The organism is Enterococcus sp. LJL98, assembly GCF_054871745.1.
The window spans coordinates 83,913-109,769 of record NZ_JBTXLU010000001.1 but is presented as its reverse complement, the minus strand read 5'-3'; the positions used below and the strand labels follow the sequence as shown (position 1 = coordinate 109,769).

Below are 25,857 nucleotides of genomic sequence, written 5' to 3'. Positions count from 1 at the left end.
AAAAAATAAAAATTCACCCTACTCGCATTGAATAAGATGAATTTCCTCGTTATTCAGTTACGATGCCTGAAACCGCAAAATAGTTCCCATCCAGATCGGCAAAGTTAAAAACGTACTTATCTGATAATTGGATGAGTTCGCCCAACTGAACTCCTTGTGCTTCCATTTTTTTATATAATACAAAAATATCCTCTGCGAAAAACATTAAAGACGGTGAATTTGTCGCAACTTCCGGCGAATGTTGTTCAATAAATTCACGATCATACAAGACAAAGTGGACGCCAGAAGTCTGATTCAACGCCATTTCCACAACCAAAGTCCCGTCCATCTCTTGTTCTTCAATTAAAACAAAATCAAGCTTAAGCCAAAAATCACGTGCTTTAGCCACATCATCGACATAAATCATTAGTTGAATGTTATTTGAAAACATGCGAGACTCCTATTCTGCTTCCTGATTAAAATTTAAATTAATCCCAGGTTGATCAGTCACTATTTCTGTCACTTCATAAGTTAAGCGTTGTAACATGTCAAATAAAGGTGCCACAAGTTCGTTTGCTTCTTCTTGTGTTAAATCTTCTTGCTTTGTCACTTTGCGATTAATAAAATGGTTAATTTGGCCAATCGCACCGCTAACGATGAAATCGGGAAAAACCACTTCAAATTGTAACCGTCCAGCTAAAATACTATTTTCTTTTGGGTAATTCTCGTCTGGTGCAGGAAACGGTGCAAATCCCACGTTAATTTTTGTTTCAACTTCTTTGTTCGGGTCGCGCATATCAAAGTGATACGCTTCAACGATTGGTTGCTGTCTTTTAAGTTCCAATTTATTCACACTCCTCAAAAGAAATTATACCATAAAAAAACACTTTGAAAACGGAAAAATCAAAGTGTTTCTGGTTACTCCTTTTTCATTCGTCACATCGCTATCTTATTGTCAGCTTATTTTTAAAAGATCGACGAAGCCTTTGGATAAATTCATGATTAAAAGACACGTCAATCGAACCATGAAACGAAAGCTTCAACCTCCTTACTCTCTCTCCGAACGTAATACGCTATAAAAGGCCATATCCACCACTCCTTGATTATTGATCCCCGACTGACGTAAAACCCCTTCGAAAGTCATTCCCGCTTTTTCCATGACTCTACCTGACCCTGGATTTGCCACATCATGGGCCGCTTCGACCCGGTTCACATCAGTTGTTTCAAATAAATGAGCAATCACCGCTGTTAATGCTTCACTCATATACCCTTGACTCCAAAACTGCTCTCCTAAGACATAGCCTAGCGTTTTGGTTTTTGTTGCAGACTTTTCTTCCACAACGGAAATATTCCCCATCAATTGATTCGTTTCTTTTAAAACAATTCCCCATTCGTGACTCTGGTTTTGCTCTTGGTACAAAAACCAAGCTCTCGTAACTTCCACTGTTTCATGAGGTTCCCAAGTGAGGTACTTCGTTGCCTGTTTTGAATTTGTCCAATGGTTAAAAGCCTCGGTAGCATCCTCGGTCGTTATCTTTCTTAGGATTAAGCGCTGTGTTTCAAGTGTTTCTATCATATCATTTCCACTCCTTTATGTTGATACTTTGTCATCGAACTTTTTCGATAAAGTCAGACTGTACCAACCATTTTAACATAAAGAGACAATCTTCGATGGCACCTTCTTACTTGATTTTTAATCACAGAAATACTTGGAATTCACTAGCGAAAACACAAATCAATTAATTGATGAGAAACACCTTCGCCATCACAAGACGACTTATTGCGTAATTTTTTTGTTCAACACGCAAACCTAAAAAATGCTACTACTCACTCTCTATAAACTAGCGCAATCGTTTTCGTCCATAACTTCATCCATTTTAGATCACTCCATGATTCAATTATCACACGATGCATTTAAAGTGCTAATATCATCAATAATTATAATAGCTATTGATTCCGCAATCGGTTGCGTGTATGATAGCAGTATAACATACCTATCCAAAGGAGGATTTTCAAATGAAACACTTAAAACGGTTATTCAACATTGATCCATGGAAACTAACAACGACGACTTTACATCATGAGAATTTTCGACTACAAGAATCTCTAACGAGTATTGGAAACGGTTATATGGGGATGCGCGGAAATTTCGAAGAAGATTATAGCGGTGATCACCACCAAGGGAACTACTTAGCAGGTATTTGGTATCCAGATAAAACAAGGGTTGGTTGGTGGAAAAATGGTTATCCTGAATATTTTGGAAAAGTCATCAACGGTATGAACTTTATCGCAATGGACCTTTTTATAAACGAGAAAAAAATTGATTTAGCCACCATGCCGGTAGAAGATTTTTATCAAGAACTGAACCTAAGAGACGGTATCCTCTCGCGGAATTTCACTGTAACGATGGATGACCTTACCCTCTTTTGTTCCTTCTCGCGTTTTTTAAGTCTCACAACAAAAGAGTTAGGTGTGATTCAATTTTCTGCAAAAGTGCTACAGGGACAAGGAACGCTCCGCCTCGTTTCTAAACTAGACAACGACGTACACAACGAAGACAGTAACTACGATGAGCGCTTTTGGCAAGAAGCCCATTTCTCAACGAACGATGATTCTCTCTATGTTCATGCACAAACCGTACCAAATAACTTTGGAATCGAACAATTTGTCGTAACAGGATTAATGGAAAATCAGACCAACCATCCGACTCATCGAACCATTGAAAAGTCCCCCTTGGCAATTACTGAGACTTTTTCTTTTGATGTAAAAACAGCAGACACCATCACACTTGACAAAAAGGTCATCATTGTTACAAGTCGTGACGTAAGTCCTAAGGAACAATTAACGCACGCGAAAAAGTTAATGTCTGAAACAAATCAATCTTCCATCTCCGAATTGAGAAAACAACACCAACAAGCTTGGGCCAAGCGTTGGGAACTCGCCGACGTAATTATTGAAGGCGATGACGCCGCCCAACAAGGCATCCGCTTCAACCTCTTCCAGTTATTTGCGACTTATTATGGTGAAGATGAACGTTTAAATATCGGTCCGAAAGGTTTTACTGGAGAAAAATACGGGGGAGCCACTTACTGGGATACGGAAGCCTATGCCGTTCCTTTATACCTTGCTCTTGCAGATCCAAAAGTAACAAAAAACTTATTAAAATACCGGCACAATCAATTGCCACAAGCCAAACACAACGCTCGACAACAAGGACTCGCTGGCGCTTTGTATCCAATGGTGACGTTTACTGGGGTCGAATGTCATAACGAGTGGGAAATTACTTTTGAAGAGATCCACCGAAATGGTGCGATTGCCTATGCGATTTATAATTATACTAATTACACAGGGGACACTTCCTATCTAAAAAAAGAAGGATTAGAAGTATTAACCGAGATTTCACGTTTTTGGGCAGACCGCGTACATTATTCAAAACGAAATCATTCTTATATGATACATGGGGTCACTGGGCCAAATGAATACGAGAATAATGTAAACAATAACTGGTATACCAACTATATCGCCAGATGGGTCTTAAAATATACGCTAGAAAATTATCGGAAATTCCAATCGGAAACCACCGTAGACATCGACGAGAAAGAAATAGCGAAATGGCAAGACATTATTGACAAGATGTACTTACCAACCAATCAGGAGATGGGCATCTTTGTCCAACATGATACTTTCTTGGATAAAGAACTGTTGCCAACGACGGCCCTTGCATCATCTGATGTGCCATTAAGTCAGAATTGGTCGTGGGACCGAATTTTACGTTCTTGCTTTATTAAACAAGCAGATGTCCTACAAGGGATTTATTTCTTTGGCGACCAATTTACCCGAGAAGAAAAACAACGAAATTTTGATTTTTATGAACCGATGACTGTTCATGAATCTTCCCTGTCGCCTTCGATTCATGCGGTACTCGCTGCAGAACTCGGCATGGAAGAAAAAGCAGTCGAAATGTACCAGCGGACCGCACGTTTAGACTTAGATAATTACAACAATGATACCGAAGACGGCCTACATATTACTTCAATGACTGGTAGCTGGTTAGGGATCGTTCAAGGATTCGCCCAAATGAAAACTTTTAACGAACAATTGCACTTTGCGCCTTTCTTACCAAATTCATGGGAGAAATACGCTTTTCATATTAATTACCGTCATCGTCAACTACATATCGAAATCGACTCTGCTTTTGTCACCCTCACATTAAAATCAGGGGAACCAATTGACCTAGCTATTTACGATACGCCCCATCAGTTAACGGACGTTTTAAGACTGCCAATTAAAAAATAAAAGAAAAAAGGGAGAGCATTCTGACTTTCCCTCTTTTAGAAAGGATGGTACAAATGTTTAAAGGGGTATTATTTGATTTAGATGGCGTCATCACCGATACAGCAGAATATCATTATCTCGCTTGGAAACAGCTGGCAGACGAACTTGGGATTTCGATTGATCGCACCTTTAATGAATTACTAAAGGGGGTCAGTCGTGAGGATTCTCTACGCCTTATCTTGAAACATGGCAATCAATTAGAGGGAACCACACCAGAAACTTTTAAAAAACTCGCACATCAAAAAAATGAGCATTATGTGCAATTGATTCAAAATGTCTCTCCTTCCGATGTTTATCCAGGTATTTTAGACTTATTAAAAACGTTAAGAAAACAGAATATCAAAATCGCCCTTGCTTCTGCAAGTAAAAATGGACCTGTCTTATTAGATAAAATGGGGATAACAGATTTCTTTGACGGGATTGCGAATCCAGCTTCTGTAAAAAACGGAAAGCCCGCTCCCGATATTTTCTTGGAAGCCGCACGATTAATTGATACGCCAATTACACAATGCCTTGGTATTGAAGATGCCCTTGCTGGTATTCAGGCGATTCAAGCAAGCCGAGCGATTCCAATCGGTGTTGGAAAAGCAGTCGATTTAGGTGAAAATATTCCTCTCGTCGCCTCCACCCAGGAGCTGACCTTTTCCTTCCTAAAAAATGTTTGGGAAGAAAAAACAAAGAATGGTTCTTAATTCGCGCTTAAAAGCACAAAAAAGCACCCCCTCTCAACCAAATTCATTTGAGAGGGAGTGCTTTTTTTGCCATCTTATCAGATTATTATTTCTGGTTTTCTAAATAGTCAATGGCATCTTTAACTGTTTTCACCGGCACTAGCTGCATGTCTGTCTCCAAGGTTTCAAGTACTTGCTTTGCTTCTTCGTAGTTGGAGACAATACCAGGGAAATCTTTTGCCATTTCAGGAGTAATTTCATCATCAGGCGCAAAGAAAATATCGATTCCGGCAGCTACTGCTCCCGCAATTTTCTTATCAATGCCACCAATTCGACCAATTTTCCCATCAAAGTCCATGGTCCCTGTCCCAGCAATTTCTCTTCCTTGACGAAGGTTGTTCCCCGTCAGTTGGTCATAAATTTGTAAAGTAAACATCAACCCCGCAGAAGGGCCCCCAATATTTTCAACATGGAAATCAATTTTTTCTTCTGAAGAGATGGCGGTGTGATCAATTAAAGAAATTCCAATTCCAGCTTTTTGATTGCTTGGTAATTTGATTAACGCTCCTTTTGCCTCTTGTTCTTCATCATGATGTAAGAAAGTAATAGTTACTTCTTCTCCCACTTTTTTTCCTTGAACATCATCCATGAATGCTTGTGAACTTTTAAAAGACTTTCCATCCACCTTGGTCACAGTATCTCCCACACTGATTTGATTGTAAAAATTAGAAGCAGGATCTACGTGCATGACATAAACCCCTTTAAATTCAAATTCAAAAGGTTTGTTCGCCAAGGTTAGCGCTTGCTCAATCGCACTATTTTGGGAAGAGGTCATATAATATTGCTGCATTTGGGTATACTCTTCACCTGTCGCTTCGCCAAAAAGTTCTTTTTCACTGATGATGTCAGAAAAAGGTTCAAATTTCGCACGAATTGCTCGAACAAGTGTCGCTTGATAGATAGCAACCGAGGTTAAAGAATAGGACCCCGGAGCTTCATCTTTTTGACCGTTCACCGTAATCAGTTGATTGAGGTGGGTGGGAACACCCGGGCGTTCAATGTAATAAGGGATGGGTAATACAAAACTTGCGACCAAGCCAATGGCGCAAAGTAAAAGGAATAGGTATTTAATCGTTTTATTCTTCTTCATTCTTCTCACGCTTCTTTTCCAACATCGCTTGATAAACATTTTCCGGCAAATATGCTTGAACGTCGCCATCAAACAACATTACTTCTTTGATTAAACTGGAACTAATATGACTATATTTTGAGGTTGCCAGCAGAAAAATCGTTTCAATCTCTGGAGCCAAATGTTGGTTCATTTCCATGATTTCTCTTTCGTACTCATAATCTTTAATGCTACGAATTCCTCTTAACAAAAATTGCGCATTCAAACGTTTTGCCGCTGCCACGGTTAATTCTGTTTCTTGAAAGACCACTCGAACATTTGCTAAGTCGGAAACCGCTTCTTCAATGAGCCGTACTTTTTCTTCTGTCGTAAACATTGACTGCTTTTGACTATTTACAAAAACTCCGACAATCAAGTCGTCAAATAACGCCGCTCCTCGACGAATGGTTTCGATATGCCCCATCGTTAAAGGGTCAAAGCTGCCTGGAAATAAAGCCGTTTTTCTCACGCGTCTCCCTCGTTTCTATAAATCGTAATCGTTGCCAGTCCGTAAGTTTGTTGTCTCGTCTGTTGTAGTGTACCAATTTTTTCAGGTAAGCTAAATTTTTTATCGGTCTCACAAACGACACAAGCGTCTTTTGCCAACAATTGTAAGGCTTGCATGCTTTCAAGTTGCTCCACAATGGCTTGTTGCGCGTAAGGAGGATCTAACAAGATTAGATCAAAGGCTTTTTTTTCCGACGCGAGCCGCAACAAGATCTTCTTGGCGTCCCCTTTGATGACTTCGAATTTTTCAGGTTCTTTCGTAATGGCAATGTTGTCTCGAATGATTTGAATCGCTTGATAATTTCGATCCACACAAACAGCAAAGTCCATCCCCCGTGAAATAGCTTCAATCGCTAAGCTACCACTTCCTGAAAACAAATCAAGTACTTGCCCTCCCTCAAAGTAAGGGCCAATCATATTAAAAATGGATTCTTTCACCTTATCACTGGTTGGTCGTGTGTGATCTCCAGCTAAACTTTTTAAGCGTCTGCCTCGATATTCTCCTGATATGACACGCATTTTTCTCACTCCTATACAAAAAAGAATGCCGCCTTGTCTTCCCACCAAACTGCTTTTTCGATACCGATTTGCACGCATCGAAAAGCAATTTCTAAAGGACAAAGCGGCATTTGTTTATTTTTTTATTTCATCAATCATAGATGTTCCGCTAGACGAATTTCGGGTACTTGATTCTCATGTTCAAAATCCGGCTCGTCGCTTTCTTGAAACGCAGCCTTCGTCCCAATTTTTTCGCCAAAGTTCATCTCAATGTCTGGACGATAAGAAACCTCCACCGCTCGAACAAAATGTAAGCGTTCAATCTTTTCTAAGGTGTCTGCTACCTTTTCTTCATTGATATAAAGAACGACATACTTCATTTTATTTGAAACAAAATGAATCAAACCGAAGCGACGCAAATTTTTTAATTGCCTCAAACTATAGACCCAAACAATTAATCCTCTTCTTTTTTGAATGGCAAACTCATCCATGATGGCATCCTCCTCCACAACTCGATTTCGATTCAAAAAATGGATTGCCTGTGTCGACAATCACGTCTTCTGAAAAGCTGGCCGCAATTTTTAATATTATTTCATCTAAAATTCCTTGAAGATGCGTTTCGCTTAATCGGAATTCAGCTACTTTCGGATGCAAGTCAAGTACACGTTTGACCTTACGTAAAGCTCGTTGCTTTTCTCGATAATCTGGTGCATGCCGCCCATACTCAGCAATCCGATCAAAAGCTTCTTTTTTTTCTGTAAATTCTTGACGAATCTCAGCTAATTCTTGATCTTGATACATCTCTATTTTATTTATCAGATAATTTTGAAAAGAGGGACTCTTTAGTAATTGATCAACCACGCGTTGAACTTGGTCCTCAATAGCAAAAAAATGATCATTGTAAATCAAGGCGCTTCACTGCTCTCTGTCATATTTTCTAGTGCTTGGAATAAGACTAACATATTTTCTTTTGAGAAGGCAATCCCCAACGCTTCTGAATCTTCATTAAATAAATGAGAAACGAGGTAGGGATTGCTAGACCATGATAAGACCGTCAATATTGGATCATAAACCGGCATTTCAAAGTGGGCAAAGGTAAGATTCGTTGTTTCTTCGCCAATCAACGTTTGAATCTCTTTGTTGTTTAACACCCAATTTTGATTCATTGCTTTTTGCTGAATCCGACGAAAAGATTGCAAGCGTTCAGTTGATAGATAGTCTTCTGAGTTTTGGAGAAAGTCTGATAGTCGTTCCTCTGTTTCTTGCTGAAGTTTCATTTGTGACTCATACGGTGGCAGATCGTCCATTTGGCGTAAAACAGCTAATGCGGCGCGACTTTTTTCACTTTTTTGAATATTAATACTCGCCCAGTTGGCTGTCTCCTTTTCTTCAAAGAAGATAGGGTTTCCAGAGATTAAAATATAAGGCGCTAATTTTAACAATGTCTCTTGATCCAAATACATCAAGCTATACAATGCATTCTCTTTTTTATGATGATTAAAAAATAAAATCGCATACGTATCATTGTCAAAAGCGACGAGAGGACGATAATTCATATCGTCCTCCATCAACTCCAAACGATAGGTTTCCCCATGATAATCAAAGCTCACAATTGGAGAAATCGTTGTTTGCTGCATTAATTCATCGAGGTTTTGATTGTAATGAAAAGGAGAAATATCAAATTCTCCGTCACCTAAGACCTTAATACTCGTCACTCGATTTTCCATCGTGGTCACTTCCATCAAACTTCCTGATTTCACTGCATAACGATGATTTTGAAACCCAAAACCAGAGTCCGTTACTTCCATCGCTTGGCCATATAAGCCTTCAAAAGCTTTCATTGGCTGACCAACCCACTGAGCGAGCCCTTGAGTCGGTAACGGCTCCACATTTAATGAAGTAAGTGGGGGAGTTTGCAGATGCGTTCCCTGGACCGGTGCCGGTGTCGCGCGATAAGAAAACACCGGCTGTAAATATACAACGACTAAACTAAGTATAAAAAGGCCACTAAAAAGGATACTTCTTCGTCCCAAAACACTCCCTACCTCCTGTGCTCTTTTACTTTTCTTTCACTTCCATCAATAAGTCTCCTGAGGCAATCGGCTCACCTGGCTCGACATGAATTCGTTCAACGACACCATCAAAGCGGGCTTCAATTGCTGTTTCCATTTTCATCGCTTCAGTGACAAGTAAGGTATCTCCACGCTTAAAGTGTTCACCTTTTTTGACAAGGACTTCCAAGACCGAACCGGACATTGTCGCACCTAATTGTTCTTTATTCGTTGGTTCTGCCTTACGTTTCGTTTGAACCTGACTCTTAATCGAACTATCTTTTACAACCACTTCGCGGCGTTGTCCATTTAAGTTAAAGAAGAGTGTCCGATTCCCTTCAACGTCTGGTTCTCCAATTTCATCTAATCGGATAATCAGAACTTTGCCTTTTTCAATCTCGACATCGATTCGTTCACCTAGACGCATTCCATAAAAGAAGGTTGGGGTATCCAACACCTTGACATCGGCAAAATTGTCATACGCTTTACGATAAGTTAAGAAGACTTCCGGATACATTAAGTAGCTCAAGACTTCTTCTTGTTTCGGTTCATAACCAATCAAAGTGGTTAGCTCTGCTTTTACTTCTGAAAAATCAACCGGTTTCGCTAGAGAGCCCGGGCGAACCGTCATAGCTTCGCGATCTTTCAAAATAATTTTTTGCAAGCGTTCCGGAAAGCCGCCAACTGGCTGACCTAAGTCTCCTCTAAAGAAGCTAACAACAGAATCCGGGAAGTTCATTTCAGATCCGCGTTCATAAATATCTTCTTCTGTTACATCGTTTTGGACCATGAATAAGGCCATGTCGCCCACGACTTTTGAAGAAGGAGTTACTTTTACAATGTCGCCAAACATCATATTCACCGTGCGATAAACTTTTTTAATTTCATCCCAACGCTCACCCAAACCAACTGCTTTGGCTTGTTGCTGTAAGTTCGAATATTGACCGCCTGGCATTTCATGGAGATATACTTCTGTCTGTGGCGCATTTAAGCCATTTTCAAATGGTTTGTAATAAGGACGAATATCCTCCCAATAATGGTTGATTTTTTGCACTTCTGAAATATCCACATCTGGTACTCGATTACCATTGACTAAGGCAAAGTATAAACTACTTAAACTTGGTTGGCTTGTGTGACTGCTCATGGCACTCATCGCCACGTCAACGATATCGACTCCCGCCGTCACTGCTGCTGAATAAGTGATAATTCCGTTACCACTTGTGTCATGTGTATGCAAATGAATTGGAATATCAATCGCCGCTTTTAGTTCACTAATCAAACGATACGAGGCTTGTGGCATTAGAAGACCAGCCATGTCTTTAATCGCGATTGTATTCGCTCCTAGTGCTTGTAACTCTTTGGCCATGTCAATATAATATTGAACATTGTATTTCGCGCGACTTGGATCATTAATATCTCCTGTATAACAAATCGCTGCTTCGGCAATTTTTCCTGTATCGCGCACTGCTTGAATACTTTTTTCCATTTGAGGAATCCAGTTTAGACTATCAAAAATTCGGAAAACATCGATTCCTTGCGCAGCAGCTTCATTGATAAATTCGACAATAACATTGTCAGGATAATTGGAATACCCTACCGCATTTGAACCACGAAATAGCATTTGCAACAGTGTATTTGGCATTCGTTTACGCAAGGTACGAAGACGTTCCCACGGATCTTCCGTTAAGAAACGATACGAGACATCAAAAGTCGCGCCTCCCCACATTTCACTTGAATAAAGTTGCGGGATTGCTTGTTCCGTTTGTGTGGCGATTTTTGCTAAATCGGTTGTTCGTACCCGAGTAGCCAACAAACTTTGGTGGGCGTCTCTAAAAGTCGTATCCGTCAACAGCACATTTTTTTGCTCTTTAATCCATTCGGTTACCGCATCGGCACCTTTTGTATCTAAGATATTTTTTGCTGTCACGATTTCTTTTGGTAAAGCCGCTAATTTTTTAGGAATTCTCGGAGTATCAAAGTGTTTTTTTCTTTGTTTTTCAATCCCCGGAAAACCATTTACTGTAATTTCAGCAATGTATTTCATCGTTTTGTTCCCGCGGTCTCTTGTCCGTGGAAACTCAAATAATTCTGGTGTTGTATCAATAAAGGTTGTCTGTGCATCACCCGTCCGAAATACAGAATGTTTCACGACATTACGCATAAAGGGAATATTCGTCTCAACCCCACGAATACGGAATTCTTTTAAACAACGCTCCATTTTCCCAATTGCTTGCTCGAACGTTGCACCATGCGTACAAACTTTTACAAGCAATGAATCAAAATAAGGTGTTACGACTGCACCTGCATAGGCATTCCCAACGTCCAATCGAACACCAAAACCACCCGGAGAACGATACGTATCAATTTTCCCTGTATCAGGCATAAACCCATTTAAGGGATCTTCCGTTGTAATCCGACATTGGATAGCCGACCCCTCAAAGGTGATTTTATCTTGTGTCGGAATGCCAATCTCTTTGTGTAAATCTTTGCCTTCTGCAATCAAAATTTGACTTGTCACAATGTCAACATCCGTGATCATCTCGGTAATCGTATGTTCCACCTGCACACGAGGATTGACTTCAATGAAGTAGAATTGATCCCCTTCTACTAAAAACTCAACGGTTCCTGCGTTGACATAACCAACATGTTTCATTAATTGAACCGCCGCCTGACAAATCTCTTCGCGTTGTTCATCAGACATTGAGATACAAGGAGCAACTTCAACCACTTTTTGATGGCGACGCTGCACGGAACAATCACGTTCAAAGAGGTGGACGACGTTTCCATGTTTATCCCCTAAAATTTGTACTTCAATGTGTTTTGGCTGACTAATGTATTTCTCAACATACACTTCATCATTTCCAAAGGCTGCTTTGGCTTCGCTTTTCGCACGCTCATAACCATCACGTGCTTCTGCTTCATTATGCGCCACACGCATCCCACGACCGCCCCCACCAAGAGCAGCTTTAATCATGATTGGATAACCCGATTCATTTGCAAACGCTAGAACATCCTCCACGTTTTCAATCGGATCTTCAGAACCAGGAATCGACTGAATACCAGCTGCAATTGCGGCTTCTTTGGCTTTGATTTTATCTCCAAAAATTTCTAAATGGTAAGGATTTGGTCCAATGAATATTAAGCCTTCTTCTTCACAACGTTTCGCAAATGCCAGATTTTCTGATAAAAAGCCATAACCTGGATGAATCCCTTCCGCACCCGATTCTTTGGCAATACGAATAATGTCTTCAATGTCTAAGTAAGCCTCAATTGGACGCTTGCCTTTTCCAACGACATACGCTTCATCGGCTTTAAAACGGTGGACAGAGTACTCATCTTCTACCGCATAAATCCCCACTGTTTTAATTTTTAATTCTGAACAAGCACGAAAGACACGTGTTGCAATTTCTCCTCGGTTTGCGACTAATATTTTTTTCATCTAACCACTCCTCTTTTTTTTAAATTGCTTGATACTGTTTTCGACGTTCATCGGCACTAATATTTAGCACAAAGCCAATACAAATGGAAAACATTAACAAGCTGGATCCTCCTTGACTAATAAAGGGAAAGGTAATTCCAGTTAATGGAATAATTCCTGTAATCCCTCCTAGATTAATAAACACAGAAATTAAAAATAAAATCCCAATTCCAAGACTCATTATACCGTTAAAGGGATCATTGGTTCGTATGCCGATTAAAAGAATTCTAGCAATGAGATAAAATAAAATACCTAGAATTAACACAGCAATTATCAGACCCAGTTCTTCCACAACGACTGCAAAGGCAAAATCCGTATGGGCAAACTTCAAAAAACCATTCTTTTGAATGCTATTTCCTAGTCCTCGACCAAAAAGACCCCCATTAAACATCGCATAATATCCTTGAATCATATGATGCCCTTTATCAAACTCATCAAAAAATGGGTCTTTAAAAACGGCAAAGCGTGAAGCCACATGATAAGGGATGAACTTGTTCCCGATTCCATTAACAAACCAAACCGCAACGAGACTACCCACCACAGATAATCCGCCGACAAGAAGTGTAAATCGGAAATTAATGCCACTCGTTAATAGAACGGCCATAACCAACATAACGATAATCGCTGCATTCCCAAAATCGGGATACAGGCTTAAAATGATTACTTGAAAAAGTAAAGCAAACAAGGAGCCCTTGATTGACCCCAGTAACTGACTAGGCAATAAGCCATCCATTTCTTTTTGTGTCTCTGTCAGCATAACTGCTAAAAACCAAATGACAATCACCTTTAAAAACTCCACGGGTTGAATTGTTCCAACACCTGGAATTGGAATCCAACCCCAACTGCCATTCACTTTTTGAAAGAAAAAGGCCAGTATAAGTAAGCCCGTCACTACAAACATTGCAAAAACGACCAAGTTCTTTTGCTTTAAGAAATCAAGTTTCATTTTATAAATAATCGCAATGACAACGAGGCTTAAGAGCCAAAAGGCCAATTGAGTAATCGCCAGTTTTGCTGGGTTTTTTCCTTCAATTAATTGCACATAAGAACTGGAACTATAGACCATCATGAGCCCAATCACACTTAAAACCAGATAAGGAATGAGAATTCCAAAGTCTAATAAATGACGCTTTTTTATTTTTTTTGGCAAGACCTAGACCTCCTTGCCTGTTTCGTTTTCTTTTCTTTCTGAAAAGACTTCATGGTACATGCGATTTAAATCTCTTTCTAAATCGCTCAACAGTTGTTGCCCTTCTGTATTTGTAATGGCTCCTAGTGAAATTGCAAAGGCTATTTGACGAGAGAGTCCATACATTTGAGTGTCGACGACTTCCTCAAACGCTTTACAATGCGCAATACAAAGACTATTTTTTTGATTTTTTATCAAAAGACGAATACGATTCGCTTCTTCCTCGAGCAGCGTCCTCGCCTTTTCCTCGGAAGATGATGCCATGTTAGTCCCCTCCTTCTATCTATTCGTTTCATTATTATAGCATAAACTTTCCGTTTATTCTTTGGAACTTTTCAAGAAAAAGCGTTTTTTACATTTTGTGGAACATCATAAAAATATGAAACATTTTCTTGCGTAATTACAGGGTTCGTTTTTGATAAAGCTCTTGTTATCAACCTTTTTACTGAGGATAAATGAAAGTTACCCACAATTTTGTCGGTTTCCACGACTACTTTCCACACAAAATTCTTATCGTTTCTGACGTATAGAAAAAAGAGAAGAAGCCCAATGCCTCTTCTCTCAATCCTTTTTATTCTGCTTTTTTCTTTTTCTTCGCCGCTTTTTCACGCTCGGCTTTGTTTAAGATCCGTTTGCGTAAACGAATGCTTTCTGGAGTCACTTCACAATACTCATCATCATTCAAGAATTCCAATGACTCTTCCAATGTTAGGTGACGTGGTTTTTTAATCACAGACGTTTGGTCTTTATTTGCGGAACGAACGTTTGTCATTTGTTTTGCTCGTGTAATATTAACGGTTAAATCATTGTCACGTGCATTTTCACCAACAATCATTCCTTCGTAAACTTCTGTGGTTGGCTCAACAAAAATGGTTCCACGCTCTTCAATACTCATGATGGAGTACGTAGTCGCCTTACCCGTATCAATCGATACAAGCGCACCGTGATGACGTCCGCCGATTTGTTGCTGAATCATCGGTAGGTATTGATCGAATGTATGGTGGAAGATTCCATACCCGCGAGTTAAAGATAAGAATTCTGTGGTGTAGCCAATCAAACCACGAGCTGGTGCTAAGAAAATCACACGCACTTGCCCATTCCCAGTATTAATCATATCTTGCATCTCCGCTTTTCGGTGGCCTAAAGATTCAATAACTGAACCTAAGTATTCTTCTGGCGTGTCGATTTGGACGCGTTCAAAAGGTTCACATTTCACACCGTCAATTTCGCGTTCAATCACTTCTGGGCGTGAAACTTGTAATTCATAGCCCTCACGACGCATGTTTTCAATTAAAATTGATAAATGTAATTCCCCACGTCCCGAAACGGTCCATGAGTCTGGTCCAATTGCATCGACACGTAAAGAAACATCGGTTTGCAATTCAGACATGAGACGCTCTTCAATTTTACGAGCAGTCACATATTTTCCTTCACGCCCAGCAAATGGCGAATTGTTCACGAGGAACGTCATTTGCAAGGTGGGTTCATCAATATACAAGATTGGTAATGCTTCTTGATGATCCGCTGGCGTCACAGTTTCACCAACGAAGATGTCTTCCATACCAGAAACAGCGATTAAATCGCCGGCTTTCGCTTCTTCAATTTCTACTCGATCAAAGCCTAAGAAGCCTAATAATTTTGTTACTCGGAAGTTTTTCGCAGAACCATCAAGTTTCATTAATGAAACTTGATCGCCGACACGGATCGTTCCACGGAAAACGCGGCCGATCCCAATACGACCAACATAATCGTTATAATCAAGTAAAGAAACTTGGAATTGTAAAGGTTCTTCACTATTATCAACTGGAGCAGGAATGTGTTCAAGAATGGTATCAAAGACGGGATCCATTGTATTCATTTGATCAGCAGGATCGTCTGATAAACTTGAAGTACCATTTAAAGCGGATGCATAGATGACTGGGAAGTCCAATTGGTCGTCTTCTGCACCTAATTCGATGAATAACTCAAGTACTTCATCCACAACATGCGCAGGGCGCGCAGAGGGCTTGTCAATCTTGTTAATAACAACAATTGGTGTCACTCCTTGTTCCAACGCTTTTTTCAAAACGAAACGCGTTTGGGGCATAGTCCCTTCGTAAGAATCGACAACCAAGATGACGCCATCAACCATTTTCATAATACGTTCCACTTCACCACCGAAGTCCGCGTGTCCTGGGGTATCTAGAATATTGATACGAGTATCTTTGTAATCAACCGCAGTATTTTTTGCTAAAATTGTAATTCCACGTTCTTGTTCAATTGCATTTGAATCCATTGATTTTGTTTCACCACGTTTGCTTGTTGCATCCGATTGGTTTAAAAGTTCATCCACAAGCGTTGTTTTCCCGTGGTCAACGTGGGCGATAATCGCAACGTTGCGAAGATTATTTCTGTATTTCAATTTGATTGCTCCTTTTTTCTTTTGGCATTACCTCGACGAGTCATTATAACAAAAAAACTTTCTGAAATATAGTGAAAAGTTTTCAAATTCGAAAAAAAGATTGATTTACCCCCAAGGCAAATCAATCGAAAGCCCTTCTGCGAAGTTTTTAAAGGCAGTTCTTTCAGCTAATCGATGTTCGCGACGGGCCTCATATCCTGCACAAACCATCTTTTCTTCTTCCGTTTCAGGTACCACTTGCGGTAAAACAAAGGATGTTTCTTCATTCATATGTGACGCAACCGCGACGAAAGTCATAAAACTAGTCGCAGCTAAATAACGCTCACCTGTCACTAAATTTTCTCCAATGACTTTCACGAACACTTCCATTGATTTGTGATGAACCCCTGAAATATAAGTTTCGATGCAAACGGAATGGTTTGCGTGTAACGGTTTTAAGAAGTTTAACTGATCCAAGGCCGCCGTTACGGCCCCCCGTCGACAATGACGGCTAACAGAGATTGATGCCGCATCATCAATCAAGGTCATGAGTTTTCCACCAAATAAAAAACCAAAAGGATTTAAATCAAAGGGAAAAATTCGATGGGTTTGAATTACTTTTGATACGCGACAAAAATTTGCTTTTCCCATTTCAGCACATCCCCTCAAGTCAATTGTTTTCATCGTTCCTTTTCATGATAAGCACTAAAAAAACAGTAGTCAAGAAGAAAGTATGCCTTTGTCTTGACTACTGTAATCATTAAAATTTCCTAAAGCGTTGATATCTCGCTTCTAAGAGTTCTGGTAACTCCTTGGCAGATAATTCTTTTAATTTATAGATCAATTCCGATTTTAATCGCTTGAGAATCGCCGCTTGTGTTAAGGGTTCTCCTCGAAACGTCTCTGGAATCACACGCTCGATCACGTCTAACTCCTTTAGTTCACGTGCGGTAATCTTCATTAACTCCGCTGCTTCTTTTGCCCGACTTCCGTCTTTCCATAATATTGAAGCAAAACCTTCTGGAGACAAGATGGCATAAATAGAATGCTCTAACATCCAGACTTCATCGCCTAAAGCCAAACCTAATGCACCACCACTGCCGCCTTCTCCAATAATAATGGCGATAATCGGCACTTTTAAATCAGACATTTCCAGTAAGTTTCGCGCGATTGCTTCTCCTTCGCCGCGTTCTTCCGCACCAATGCCACAAAAAGCCCCTGCGGTATTGATAAAAGTAATCACTGGACGATTGAATTTTTCCGCTTGCTTCATTAAACGCAAGGCTTTGCGATATCCTTCTGGATGCGGAGAACCAAAGTTCCGTCTTAGGTTTTCTGGTAAGTTCCGTCCTTTTTGAATGCCAATCACTGTGACAGGTTTTTCATCCAGCAAGGCAATCCCACCTACAACGGCTTCATCATCTGAATAAAGCCGATCGCCATGAAACTCTTGGTAATGATCAAAAATGGTTTCAAAATAATCCAGGGCGGTTAAGCGATCTTTTGATCGTGCGATTTGAACAATCTCATGTGCCGTTCTAGTCATGACTTCCCCACCCTTTCATTGTATGCATTTGAACCAAATCAAAAATTCGTTGACGCAGTTCCATCCGAGGAACAATTTGATCCACAAAGCCATGTTCCAGTAAAAATTCCGCTTTTTGAAAATCTTCTGGAAGCTCTTGTTTCAGGGTCTCTTCAATGACACGTCTGCCAGCAAAGCCAATGAGTGCTTGCGGTTCTGCCAAGATGATATCCCCTGACATTGCAAAACTCGCTGTGACTCCTCCGGTAGTTGGATCGGTCAAAATCGTTAAGTAAAAGAGCCCTGCATTATGATGCCGTTTTACAGCTGCAGATATTTTTGCCATTTGCATTAATGACAAAATTCCTTCTTGCATACGCGCACCACCAGAAGCAGTAAAAATTACAACTGGCAAACGTTTTTCAATCGCTTTTTCAAATAAACGCGTAATTTTTTCTCCAACAACGGTGCCCATACTTCCCATAATAAAATGAGAGTCCATAATCCCCAAAGCCACGGTTTTTCCTTTAATCTTTGCTTCACCAGTCAAAACGGCTTCATGTAAAGCTGTTTTTTCTTGCATTCCTTGTAATTTGTCTTGATAGCCAGGGAATTCCAAGGGATCTTTTGTAAAAACATCCGTATCCCATTCTTGAAAACTGTCATCATCAACAGTTAACAGTAAACGCTCTTGTGCCGTAATACGAAAATTATATCCACAGTTGGGGCAAATTTTTTCGACACCCATTTCCTTGGTATACAGCGTATGTTTACAGCTCGGGCATTTTGCCCACATGTCATCAGGGACAAAGGGCGCATTTTTCTCTGTTGCGGCAATACGATTCGGACGAATTCGGATATAGTTCTTTTTTTTCTTAAATAAAGCCATCACGACCTCCTCCTAGTTCTCAGGTATCCAGTTGGGTAAAAATTCCTCTTGTAAGAAAGCAGTCGTGTAATCGCCTGCTACCACTTTAGGATGACTAATCAAATCCATCTGGAATTCAACGTTTGTTGTCACACCTTCTGTGACAAATTCACCTAAAGCTCGTTGCATTTTCATTAGCGCTTCAAAACGCGTTTCTCCATGCACGATAACTTTTGCAATCATTGAATCATAAAATGGTGGAATGGTATAGCCTGAATACATGGCGCTATCTACCCGTAACCCCATTCCTCCACCTGGTAAGAATAGATTTTTGATTTTTCCAGGCGATGGTGCGAAATGAAACGCAGGGTTTTCGGCATTGATCCGACATTCAATTGCATGTCCCGTAAAGTGAACATCCGCTTGAGTCAATTCTAAAGGTTCACCACTGGCAATTTCCAGCTGCTTTTTAACGAGGTCAATTCCGGTCACCATTTCCGTAATCGGATGTTCCACTTGAATCCGGGTATTCATTTCCATAAAGTAAAAAGCGCCTGCTTCGTCCATTAAAAATTCAATTGTACCAGCATTTTGATATTGGACTGCTTTGGCTGCTCGCACAGCTGCGGCACCAATTGCAGATCTTTTCTCTTCATCAATTGCGACAGACGGTGCTTCTTCAAGTACTTTTTGATTGTTTCTTTGAAGAGAACAGTCACGCTCACCTAAATGAATGACATTTCCAAAATGATCGCCTAAAATTTGTACTTCAATGTGACGTGCGGGATAAATGATTTTTTCAATGTACATCTCATCGTTGCCAAAAGCGGCCTTTGCTTCTTGTTGAGCAGAAGCAAAGTGTTGTGGAAGTTCTTCTTTATTGTTTACTTTACGAATCCCTTTTCCACCACCACCAGCAGCAGCTTTTAACATCACCGGGTAGCCAATTTTTTCGGCAATTGCTAAAGCTTCTTCAACCGTTGATAAGGCGCCATCACTTCCAGGTATAACGGGTACACCTGCTTCAATCATGAGACGACGGGCGTTAATCTTATTCCCCATCTCATCAATCGTTTGACTTTTTGGTCCAATAAAGACAAGATTACATTCCTCACACATGGAAGCAAAACGGCTATTTTCAGATAAAAATCCAAACCCTGGATGAATCGCCTGCGCGTTCGTTACAATGGCCGCACTTAAAATTTGTTGGACATCTAAATAGGAATCTGCTGCTTTCGCAGGTCCAATGCAAATCGCTTCATCTGCCAATTCTGTATGAAGCGCATCTTTGTCCGCTTCGGAATAGACAGCAACAGTTTGAACGCCTAATTCGCGACAAGCTCGAATAATTCTAACCGCAATCTCTCCGCGGTTTGCTATTAAAATTTTTGAAAACATAAGTCACCTATCCAATCATGAACGTTAATTCTGCTTCGGCAACTTTTTTGCCATCCACACGTGCAACTCCTTTGCCGATTCCAGCTGAAGCTTTCACTTTAATAATTTCCACCTCTAAGATTAGTGTATCACCAGGTGTGACTTTTTGACGGAATTTTGCTTTATCAATGCCACCAAAATAAGCCGTCTGCCCTTTAAATTGCTCAAGAGAAAGTAAAGCCACTGCTCCAGCTTGAGCCATCGCTTCGACAATTAAGACTCCTGGCATCACTGGTTCATGTGGGAAGTGGCCTTGAAAGAATGGCTCGTTAATTGTAACATTTTTCTTTGCAATTACTTTTTCGCCATCCACAAGCTCCTCAACACGATCAATCAATAACATCGGGTAACGATGTGGAATAATTTCTTTAATTTGCTGAATATTTAATTGGGTCATTTTACGATCCTTCCTTTACACGAAATAGCGGCTGATTGAATTCAACAACTTGTTCATTTTCAACAAGTACCGCAACAATTTCACCAGTGACATCACTTGTAATCTCATTCATCACTTTCATCGCTTCGACGATACACACCACTTCACCTTTTGTTACTTGATCCCCAACTTGTTTAAAGTTTGGTTTATCTGGAGCTGCTTGCAAATAAGCCACCCCAACTAAGGGGGAGACGATATCTGTTCCAGCAACGACGGTTGGTTCTGTTTCAACCACCGGAGTAACCGAAATCGGCGCTGGTGACGTTGCAACTGGCGCTACCGTTACTGGGGTTGTTTCAACCAGCGTTTCCGATGTTTGATTAACGACAGCTGTCTGCCCTTTTGATAACGTATTTTTATTTAGATAAAGTTCAAATTGGCCATCTTTTAAATGAAACTCCATTAAGTTTGATTGTCCAACTAAATTCAATAATTCAATAAGTTCTTTTTGTTCCATTGATGACTTAAGCCTCCCAGCGTTTCATTAAGATCACTGCATTGTGACCGCCAAAACCTAACGAATTACTCATTGCATAAGTTAAGTTTGCGTCAATGCTTTTATTTTTTACAACATTTAAATCGATTTCCGGATCTTGTTCCGTCACGTTAATGGTCGGAGGAACAAATTGGTGTTGCAATGCTAGTAGTGAAGCAATTGCTTCAATTCCTCCAGCTGCACCTAATAAATGTCCAGTCATTGATTTTGTGCTACTTACGTAAGCTTGACGATAGGCATCCCCAAGTCCATATTGAATCGAAGTTCCTTCCGCACTGTCATTGGCTGGTGTACTTGTTCCATGCGCGTTGATATAACCAATTTCACTCGGTTCCACACCCGCTTCAGCCATTGCAAGTTTCATCGCCTTACCTGCTCCAGAACCATCTGGATTTGGCGCCGTCATATGGTATGCATCACAGTTGGCTCCATAGCCGACAAGCTCCCCTAAAATATTTGCGCCACGCGCTAACGCATGATCCAATGATTCTAAGACAAAAATACCGGCACCTTCCCCCATCACAAAACCGCTACGATTTTTATCAAAAGGCACGGATGCTTTCTCTGGATCGGTTTCTGTCGTCAGAGCTGTTAAGGCTGCAAAGCCGGCAATGCCAATTTCACAAATTGTCGCTTCCGAACCTCCAGCTAAAATCACATCTGAATAGCCATGTTTAATATTACGGAAAGCTTCCCCAATCGAATGTGTTCCTGAAGCACATGCAGTCACAATCGTTGAACTAATCCCTTTTGCCCCAATACGTAAGGCAATATTTCCTGAAACCATATTCACGATTGACATTGGGACAAACATTGGCGATACGCGATCTGCTCCACGCTCATTCATTCGGGTCACTTGTTCTTGAATCGTTGGCAACCCTCCGATTCCAGATCCTACAATTACTCCTAAACGATCTGCATCCATTTGTTCAGCCGATAAATTCGCCATTTCTAAAGCCTCTAGTGCGGCGTATATACCGTAAATAGAAAACATATCCATTCGTTTGGTGTCTTTTTTCTTAAAGTATTTTTCTAAAGGAAAATCTTTCACTTCACCTGCGACAGAAATTCCTGTTGCTTTTGCGTCAAATTTTGTAATCGGACCAATTCCATTTTTTCCTTCTTTTAGGCTTGTTAAAAATTCTTCTGGCGTGTTCCCAATTGGAGAGGTCACACCATAACCTGTAATTACTACGCGATTCATTCTTTTTTCCCCTTTCTTAACCGTGCATGACAAGACCGCCATCAACATTGACGACCTGACCCGTAATATATGGACTTTTGGCTAAGAAAATAGCCGTTTGTGCAACATCAGCAACTTGACCAAAACGTTGTAATGGAATACTCTGCGTGACTTGCTCTTTTACTTTTTCTGATAATACTTCCGTCATGTCTGTTTGGATAAACCCTGGAGCAATCGCATTACACGTAATCCCACGCGGCGCCACTTCCCGAGCAACTGATTTTGTAAAACCAACAACACCGGCCTTGCTTGCTGCATAGTTGGCTTGTCCCACGTTCCCCATTAAACCAGAAACACTGGATAAATTAATAATCGCTCCTTCACGTTGCTTTAACATTTTTTTCAAGACCTGTTGCGTCATATTGAACGTACCAACTAAGTTAATTTTTAAGACATCCTCAAATTCTTCAGGTTTCATTCTCAACATCAACTTGTCATTCGTAATTCCTGCATTATTGACTAAAATTGTCACAGGACCTAATTTCTCTTCGGTTTCAGCAATCATTTTACCGGCCGATGCAAAGTCAGAAATATCGCCAGATACGCCAATACATTTCACACCATATGCTTCGATCTCAGCAATTTGGGCATCTGAAATGACACTCCGCCCATTTAAGACAATATTCGCTCCTTCATTTGCAAAAGCCTTTGCGATTTCTAACCCAATCCCGCGCGTACTACCTGTCACAAATACCACTTTATCTTTTAAGTCCATAATAGCCTCCTATGCCAAAACCGCTAGCGTCTCAGCCAGTGTTTGACTGTCTTCTACACGCGTCGTTTTTATCGTTTTATCAATTTTCTTAATAAATCCCGTAAGCACCTTTCCTGGTCCAATCTCTACGATTTGTTCAATGCCCAGCTCTTTTAGTGTTGTGATACTATCATAAAACCGTACAGGAGACATCACTTGTTTTTCAAGTAAGGTTTTCACCTGTCCTTCTTCCATGACTTGAGCCGTTGTATTGCTAATGACTGGTACCGTCATTGGCTGAAAGTCAATCGTATCAAGTACTTCTTTCAACTTGCTTGCTGCTGGTTGTAATAAAGCGGTATGAAAAGGTCCACTCACATTTAAAGGGATCATTCGTTTCGCTCCAGCCTCCGTTAAATAAGCAACTGCTTGATCGACCGCCGCCACTTCTCCACCAATCACAATTTGCTTTGGTGTATTATAATTGGCTGCAGAAACAATGCCCTCGGTACTTGCTTTCTCACATGCTGCTTCAATGACTTCAATCGGTGTATTCATAACCGCTACCATCTTCCCTGTTCCTTCAGGAGCGGCATTGGCCATCAAAGCACCGCGCTTAGCAACTAACTGAACCGCCGTTTGAAAGTCTAGTGCACCACTAGCTACGAGTGCTGTATACTCACCTAAACTTAATCCCGCCACGGCGGATGCTTGAAACCCCTTTGCTTCCAACAAGCGCCAAAAAGCTACACTCACGGTTAAAATCGCCGGCTGTGTATATTCGGTTTGATTTAAACGTTCATTTTCTGTAAAACATAATTCTGCAAGGTCATAGCCTAGAGCTTGACTTGCTTCGTCAAATGTTGCGCGCACGATTGGTTCTTGTTCATAGAGTTCTTGTCCCATGCCAACATATTGCGCACCTTGACCACTAAATAAAAAAGCTGTTTTCATTTCATTCTCCTTTAGGATTCATGAAGCTTTCGTTGATTTTTTGGGGAAGCGTATTCGAATCATTTCAACGTTTCTTCTTTTATTCTTGATAAAAGGAAAGGCCAGGCTTTTGGCCTAGCCTTTCTCATCAATTATGCTTGTAGTTTTTCTACGTATTTCACTAAGTCTTCAACTGTCGTGATTCCATCTTCTGTTTCGATTTTTACATCAAATTCATCTTCGATTTCATTGATAATTTGGAATAAATCTAAGCTATCTGCTTCTAAATCTTCTTGGATGTTTGTAGTTAATTTTACTTCCTCAACTTCTTTACCTAACTCTTCTGCAATAATTTCTTGAATTTTTTCGAATACCATGTATAATTCCTCCAATATAATTGTTCTTTATTTTTCTAATTTATATGTCCACAGATTTAAAGCGTCAACAACATAGATGCCCACGTTAGTCCGCCGCCAAAACCTGATAGAACCACTGTTTGGTTGGTACCTAGTTTTAATGTACCTGCTTCAACTGCTTCATTCAATAAGATTGGAATGGTCGCAGCGGAAGTATTGCCATACTTTTCGACGTTTTGTAAAAATTTGTGACGCTCCACTTGTAACTTTCTTGATATTTTATCAAGAATTCGTGAGTTCGCTTGATGAAGTAGAAAATAATCAATCGCTTCTTTATCTTCTTCAACCAATTCCGCCAAACTTTGAACAACGTCTCTTGTCGCAAAATCAAAAATGTCACGTCCAACCATCGACAGACAAGCATTTTTGGGTGCTTGTTCGACACGATAAGGATTGTTGTGCCCATTAACGTAGCCAGATGTCAAGGACATGGCGCGTGAACCGTCTGCATGAATGCTTTCTTTTATTAGATGTTGAGTGTCTGAAGGTTCTAATAAAACCCCTCCGGCACCATCACCGAATAAAACAGCTGTTGAACGGTCTTGCCAATCTAACACTTTCGAAATGACTTCGCCGCCAATGATTAAGCCTTTACCCGACCCCGTTCGAATCAGTTTTTCACCCATTGACAAAGCATAAACAAAGCCTGCACAAGCTGCACTTAAATCAAAAGCAAGCGCATTTACTGCCCCAATCGCCCCTTGAACCAAGCACGCAACGGAAGGCGAGTTGTAATCCGGAGACATCGTTGCAACTAGGATGAAATCAATTTCTTCTGGCCTGGTTTGACTCTTATCTAGTAAGTCTTTTGCCACTTGAATACATAAATCCGACGTATTCTCATCCGTTGCAATATGCCGTTCTTTGATGCCCGTGCGTGAATAAATCCATTCATCGCTAGTATCCATAATTTCCGATAACTGCTCATTGGTTACGATCTTTTCTGGAACATAACTCGCAGTCATTGCAATTTTCCCAAATTTCATCATTCATCTACGCTCACTTATACTCTTGTAAGAAATGATGAAGATTCCCTAGTGCCTTTAATAAAGCAGCGGCTTCATCTTTCTCCATATCCACAAGAATGGCTTCAATCATTTGACGATGAAAGCTTTGATGGACACGATACAATAGTTTTCCTTTTTTCGTCAAAGACAATTTAACCACTCGTCGGTCATCTTCACTTCGAATCCGTTCGACATAATCTTTTTTAACTAATCGATTAATTGCAGTCGTTAATGTGCCTACAGTAATTGAAAGTTCTTTTGCAACTTCAGAAGTGGTCTTCTTACGATACATGCCAACAGCTTCAATCGTATGCATTTCAGTAATCGTTAAATCGTTAAAACGGGATTTTCTTAGTTCTGATTCTTCAATCACTAAAATATCATTAAAAACATCCACTAATAAATCGTTGATTCTTTCAAAATCAGGTCGCATTTTTTTACCATCACCATCCAATTAGTTTGATAGTCAAATCGTTTGACAATCAAACTATAATTTAAATTCATCATAAAAGCAAGAGCTTTTTCCTTTTTCTTTCATTTTTTCAT

At 40.3% G+C, this 25,857-nt stretch carries 27 protein-coding genes; 2 read left to right on the top strand and 25 right to left on the bottom strand.

Annotated features, from left to right (window positions below; all coding sequences use genetic code 11):
• Positions 1-49: 49 nt before the first annotated feature.
• From ACYSNO_RS00530 to ACYSNO_RS00520, 3 genes are all read right to left on the bottom strand, one after another.
• Positions 50-430 (bottom strand): VOC family protein, encoded by a 381-nt coding sequence (locus tag ACYSNO_RS00530; protein ID WP_461729107.1) that lies wholly within the window; start codon positions 428-430, stop codon positions 50-52.
• Between the two features lie 9 nt (positions 431-439).
• On the bottom strand, positions 440-823 hold the full coding sequence (locus ACYSNO_RS00525; RefSeq protein WP_461729106.1) for a DUF1149 family protein: 384 nt from the start codon (positions 821-823) through the stop codon (positions 440-442).
• Between the two features lie 204 nt (positions 824-1,027).
• Positions 1,028-1,555, bottom strand: a complete 528-nt coding sequence (locus ACYSNO_RS00520; protein ID WP_461729105.1) for a GNAT family N-acetyltransferase — start codon at positions 1,553-1,555, stop codon at positions 1,028-1,030.
• A gap of 440 nt (positions 1,556-1,995) precedes the next feature.
• On the opposite strand from ACYSNO_RS00520, the gene ACYSNO_RS00515 reads away from it, so the two are divergent.
• Both ACYSNO_RS00515 and pgmB read left to right on the top strand, forming a co-directional pair.
• Positions 1,996-4,275: a glycoside hydrolase family 65 protein gene (locus ACYSNO_RS00515; protein ID WP_461729104.1), complete on the top strand. Its 2,280-nt coding sequence runs from the start codon at positions 1,996-1,998 to the stop codon at positions 4,273-4,275.
• Positions 4,276-4,328: 53 nt separating this feature from the next.
• Positions 4,329-5,006 (top strand): beta-phosphoglucomutase, encoded by a 678-nt coding sequence (pgmB, locus tag ACYSNO_RS00510; RefSeq protein ID WP_461729103.1) that lies wholly within the window; start codon positions 4,329-4,331, stop codon positions 5,004-5,006.
• Positions 5,007-5,091: 85 nt separating this feature from the next.
• Here the strand turns inward: pgmB and ACYSNO_RS00505 are convergent, their stop codons facing one another.
• From ACYSNO_RS00505 to fabT, 22 genes are all read right to left on the bottom strand, one after another.
• A complete protein-coding gene (locus tag ACYSNO_RS00505) occupies positions 5,092-6,135 on the bottom strand; it encodes a SepM family pheromone-processing serine protease (RefSeq protein ID WP_461729102.1) in 1,044 nt (347 codons plus the stop codon).
• Positions 6,122-6,622, bottom strand: a complete 501-nt coding sequence (coaD, locus tag ACYSNO_RS00500) for a pantetheine-phosphate adenylyltransferase (protein WP_461729101.1) — start codon at positions 6,620-6,622, stop codon at positions 6,122-6,124. The genes ACYSNO_RS00505 and coaD overlap by 14 nt, the downstream gene beginning before the upstream one ends.
• Positions 6,619-7,179, bottom strand: coding sequence for a 16S rRNA (guanine(966)-N(2))-methyltransferase RsmD (rsmD, locus tag ACYSNO_RS00495; protein WP_461729100.1), 561 nt, complete (start codon positions 7,177-7,179; stop codon positions 6,619-6,621). The genes coaD and rsmD overlap by 4 nt, the downstream gene beginning before the upstream one ends.
• 134 nt (positions 7,180-7,313) lie before the next feature.
• Entirely contained in the window at positions 7,314-7,649 is a 336-nt protein-coding gene (locus tag ACYSNO_RS00490) for a YlbG family protein (protein WP_461729099.1), read from the bottom strand.
• Complete coding sequence (locus tag ACYSNO_RS00485; protein WP_461729098.1) at positions 7,642-8,067, bottom strand: YlbF/YmcA family competence regulator; 426 nt, start codon at positions 8,065-8,067, stop codon at positions 7,642-7,644. The genes ACYSNO_RS00490 and ACYSNO_RS00485 overlap by 8 nt, the downstream gene beginning before the upstream one ends.
• Positions 8,064-9,191, bottom strand: a complete 1,128-nt coding sequence (locus ACYSNO_RS00480; RefSeq protein WP_461729097.1) for a CAP-associated domain-containing protein — start codon at positions 9,189-9,191, stop codon at positions 8,064-8,066. The genes ACYSNO_RS00485 and ACYSNO_RS00480 overlap by 4 nt, the downstream gene beginning before the upstream one ends.
• Before the next feature lie 25 nt (positions 9,192-9,216).
• The gene (locus tag ACYSNO_RS00475) at positions 9,217-12,648 is read right to left on the bottom strand and encodes a pyruvate carboxylase (protein WP_461729096.1); all 3,432 of its coding nucleotides are present in this window, start codon (positions 12,646-12,648) and stop codon (positions 9,217-9,219) included.
• Positions 12,649-12,667: 19 nt separating this feature from the next.
• On the bottom strand, positions 12,668-13,837 hold the full coding sequence (locus ACYSNO_RS00470) for an FtsW/RodA/SpoVE family cell cycle protein (RefSeq protein ID WP_461729095.1): 1,170 nt from the start codon (positions 13,835-13,837) through the stop codon (positions 12,668-12,670).
• A gap of 3 nt (positions 13,838-13,840) precedes the next feature.
• Entirely contained in the window at positions 13,841-14,140 is a 300-nt protein-coding gene (locus tag ACYSNO_RS00465; protein ID WP_461729094.1) for a DUF1507 family protein, read from the bottom strand.
• Positions 14,141-14,447: 307 nt separating this feature from the next.
• A complete protein-coding gene (gene typA, locus ACYSNO_RS00460; protein WP_461729093.1) occupies positions 14,448-16,277 on the bottom strand; it encodes a translational GTPase TypA in 1,830 nt (609 codons plus the stop codon).
• Positions 16,278-16,382: 105 nt separating this feature from the next.
• Entirely contained in the window at positions 16,383-16,907 is a 525-nt protein-coding gene (locus ACYSNO_RS00455) for an acyl-CoA thioesterase (protein WP_461729092.1), read from the bottom strand.
• A gap of 109 nt (positions 16,908-17,016) precedes the next feature.
• Positions 17,017-17,802 carry an acetyl-CoA carboxylase carboxyl transferase subunit alpha gene (locus ACYSNO_RS00450; protein ID WP_461729091.1) on the bottom strand — a complete coding sequence of 262 codons (786 nt, stop codon included), beginning with the start codon at positions 17,800-17,802 and terminating at the stop codon, positions 17,017-17,019.
• Positions 17,795-18,670 carry an acetyl-CoA carboxylase, carboxyltransferase subunit beta gene (gene accD, locus ACYSNO_RS00445; protein WP_461729090.1) on the bottom strand — a complete coding sequence of 292 codons (876 nt, stop codon included), beginning with the start codon at positions 18,668-18,670 and terminating at the stop codon, positions 17,795-17,797. Before accD ends, ACYSNO_RS00450 begins: the two co-directional genes overlap by 8 nt.
• A gap of 12 nt (positions 18,671-18,682) precedes the next feature.
• Positions 18,683-20,047, bottom strand: a complete 1,365-nt coding sequence (locus ACYSNO_RS00440; protein ID WP_461729089.1) for an acetyl-CoA carboxylase biotin carboxylase subunit — start codon at positions 20,045-20,047, stop codon at positions 18,683-18,685.
• 7 nt (positions 20,048-20,054) lie between these two features.
• Positions 20,055-20,483, bottom strand: coding sequence for a 3-hydroxyacyl-ACP dehydratase FabZ (fabZ, locus tag ACYSNO_RS00435; protein ID WP_461729088.1), 429 nt, complete (start codon positions 20,481-20,483; stop codon positions 20,055-20,057).
• A gap of 1 nt (position 20,484) precedes the next feature.
• Entirely contained in the window at positions 20,485-20,979 is a 495-nt protein-coding gene (accB, locus tag ACYSNO_RS00430; protein WP_461729087.1) for an acetyl-CoA carboxylase biotin carboxyl carrier protein, read from the bottom strand.
• A gap of 7 nt (positions 20,980-20,986) precedes the next feature.
• On the bottom strand, positions 20,987-22,222 hold the full coding sequence (gene fabF, locus ACYSNO_RS00425) for a beta-ketoacyl-ACP synthase II (protein ID WP_461729086.1): 1,236 nt from the start codon (positions 22,220-22,222) through the stop codon (positions 20,987-20,989).
• A 16-nt stretch (positions 22,223-22,238) separates the two neighbouring features.
• Entirely contained in the window at positions 22,239-22,976 is a 738-nt protein-coding gene (gene fabG, locus ACYSNO_RS00420; RefSeq protein ID WP_461729085.1) for a 3-oxoacyl-[acyl-carrier-protein] reductase, read from the bottom strand.
• 9 nt (positions 22,977-22,985) lie between these two features.
• Positions 22,986-23,909 (bottom strand): ACP S-malonyltransferase, encoded by a 924-nt coding sequence (fabD, locus tag ACYSNO_RS00415; protein ID WP_461729084.1) that lies wholly within the window; start codon positions 23,907-23,909, stop codon positions 22,986-22,988.
• Positions 23,910-24,040: 131 nt separating this feature from the next.
• The gene (locus tag ACYSNO_RS00410; protein WP_461729083.1) at positions 24,041-24,265 is read right to left on the bottom strand and encodes an acyl carrier protein; all 225 of its coding nucleotides are present in this window, start codon (positions 24,263-24,265) and stop codon (positions 24,041-24,043) included.
• A 56-nt stretch (positions 24,266-24,321) separates the two neighbouring features.
• Positions 24,322-25,293, bottom strand: a complete 972-nt coding sequence (locus ACYSNO_RS00405) for a beta-ketoacyl-ACP synthase III (protein ID WP_461729082.1) — start codon at positions 25,291-25,293, stop codon at positions 24,322-24,324.
• Positions 25,294-25,303: 10 nt separating this feature from the next.
• The gene (gene fabT / locus ACYSNO_RS00400; protein WP_461729081.1) at positions 25,304-25,744 is read right to left on the bottom strand and encodes a fatty acid biosynthesis transcriptional regulator FabT; all 441 of its coding nucleotides are present in this window, start codon (positions 25,742-25,744) and stop codon (positions 25,304-25,306) included.
• Positions 25,745-25,857 lie beyond the last annotated feature (113 nt).

Coding starts and splice junctions, on each gene's coding strand:
- ACYSNO_RS00530 (WP_461729107.1), bottom strand. CDS start 430: ATGTTTTCAAATAACATTCAACTAATGATTTATGTCGATGATGTGGCT.
- ACYSNO_RS00520 (WP_461729105.1), bottom strand. CDS start 1,555: ATGATAGAAACACTTGAAACACAGCGCTTAATCCTAAGAAAGATAACG.
- ACYSNO_RS00515 (WP_461729104.1), top strand. CDS start 1,996: ATGAAACACTTAAAACGGTTATTCAACATTGATCCATGGAAACTAACA.
- pgmB (WP_461729103.1), top strand. CDS start 4,329: ATGTTTAAAGGGGTATTATTTGATTTAGATGGCGTCATCACCGATACA.
- ACYSNO_RS00505 (WP_461729102.1), bottom strand. CDS start 6,135: ATGAAGAAGAATAAAACGATTAAATACCTATTCCTTTTACTTTGCGCC.
- rsmD (WP_461729100.1), bottom strand. CDS start 7,179: ATGCGTGTCATATCAGGAGAATATCGAGGCAGACGCTTAAAAAGTTTA.
- ACYSNO_RS00490 (WP_461729099.1), bottom strand. CDS start 7,649: ATGGATGAGTTTGCCATTCAAAAAAGAAGAGGATTAATTGTTTGGGTC.
- ACYSNO_RS00475 (WP_461729096.1), bottom strand. CDS start 12,648: ATGAAAAAAATATTAGTCGCAAACCGAGGAGAAATTGCAACACGTGTC.
- ACYSNO_RS00465 (WP_461729094.1), bottom strand. CDS start 14,140: ATGGCATCATCTTCCGAGGAAAAGGCGAGGACGCTGCTCGAGGAAGAA.
- ACYSNO_RS00455 (WP_461729092.1), bottom strand. CDS start 16,907: ATGGGAAAAGCAAATTTTTGTCGCGTATCAAAAGTAATTCAAACCCAT.
- ACYSNO_RS00450 (WP_461729091.1), bottom strand. CDS start 17,802: ATGACTAGAACGGCACATGAGATTGTTCAAATCGCACGATCAAAAGAT.
- accD (WP_461729090.1), bottom strand. CDS start 18,670: ATGGCTTTATTTAAGAAAAAAAAGAACTATATCCGAATTCGTCCGAAT.
- ACYSNO_RS00440 (WP_461729089.1), bottom strand. CDS start 20,047: ATGTTTTCAAAAATTTTAATAGCAAACCGCGGAGAGATTGCGGTTAGA.
- fabZ (WP_461729088.1), bottom strand. CDS start 20,483: ATGACCCAATTAAATATTCAGCAAATTAAAGAAATTATTCCACATCGT.
- accB (WP_461729087.1), bottom strand. CDS start 20,979: ATGGAACAAAAAGAACTTATTGAATTATTGAATTTAGTTGGACAATCA.
- fabF (WP_461729086.1), bottom strand. CDS start 22,222: ATGAATCGCGTAGTAATTACAGGTTATGGTGTGACCTCTCCAATTGGG.
- fabG (WP_461729085.1), bottom strand. CDS start 22,976: ATGGACTTAAAAGATAAAGTGGTATTTGTGACAGGTAGTACGCGCGGG.
- fabD (WP_461729084.1), bottom strand. CDS start 23,909: ATGAAAACAGCTTTTTTATTTAGTGGTCAAGGTGCGCAATATGTTGGC.
- ACYSNO_RS00410 (WP_461729083.1), bottom strand. CDS start 24,265: ATGGTATTCGAAAAAATTCAAGAAATTATTGCAGAAGAGTTAGGTAAA.
- ACYSNO_RS00405 (WP_461729082.1), bottom strand. CDS start 25,293: ATGATGAAATTTGGGAAAATTGCAATGACTGCGAGTTATGTTCCAGAA.
- fabT (WP_461729081.1), bottom strand. CDS start 25,744: ATGCGACCTGATTTTGAAAGAATCAACGATTTATTAGTGGATGTTTTT.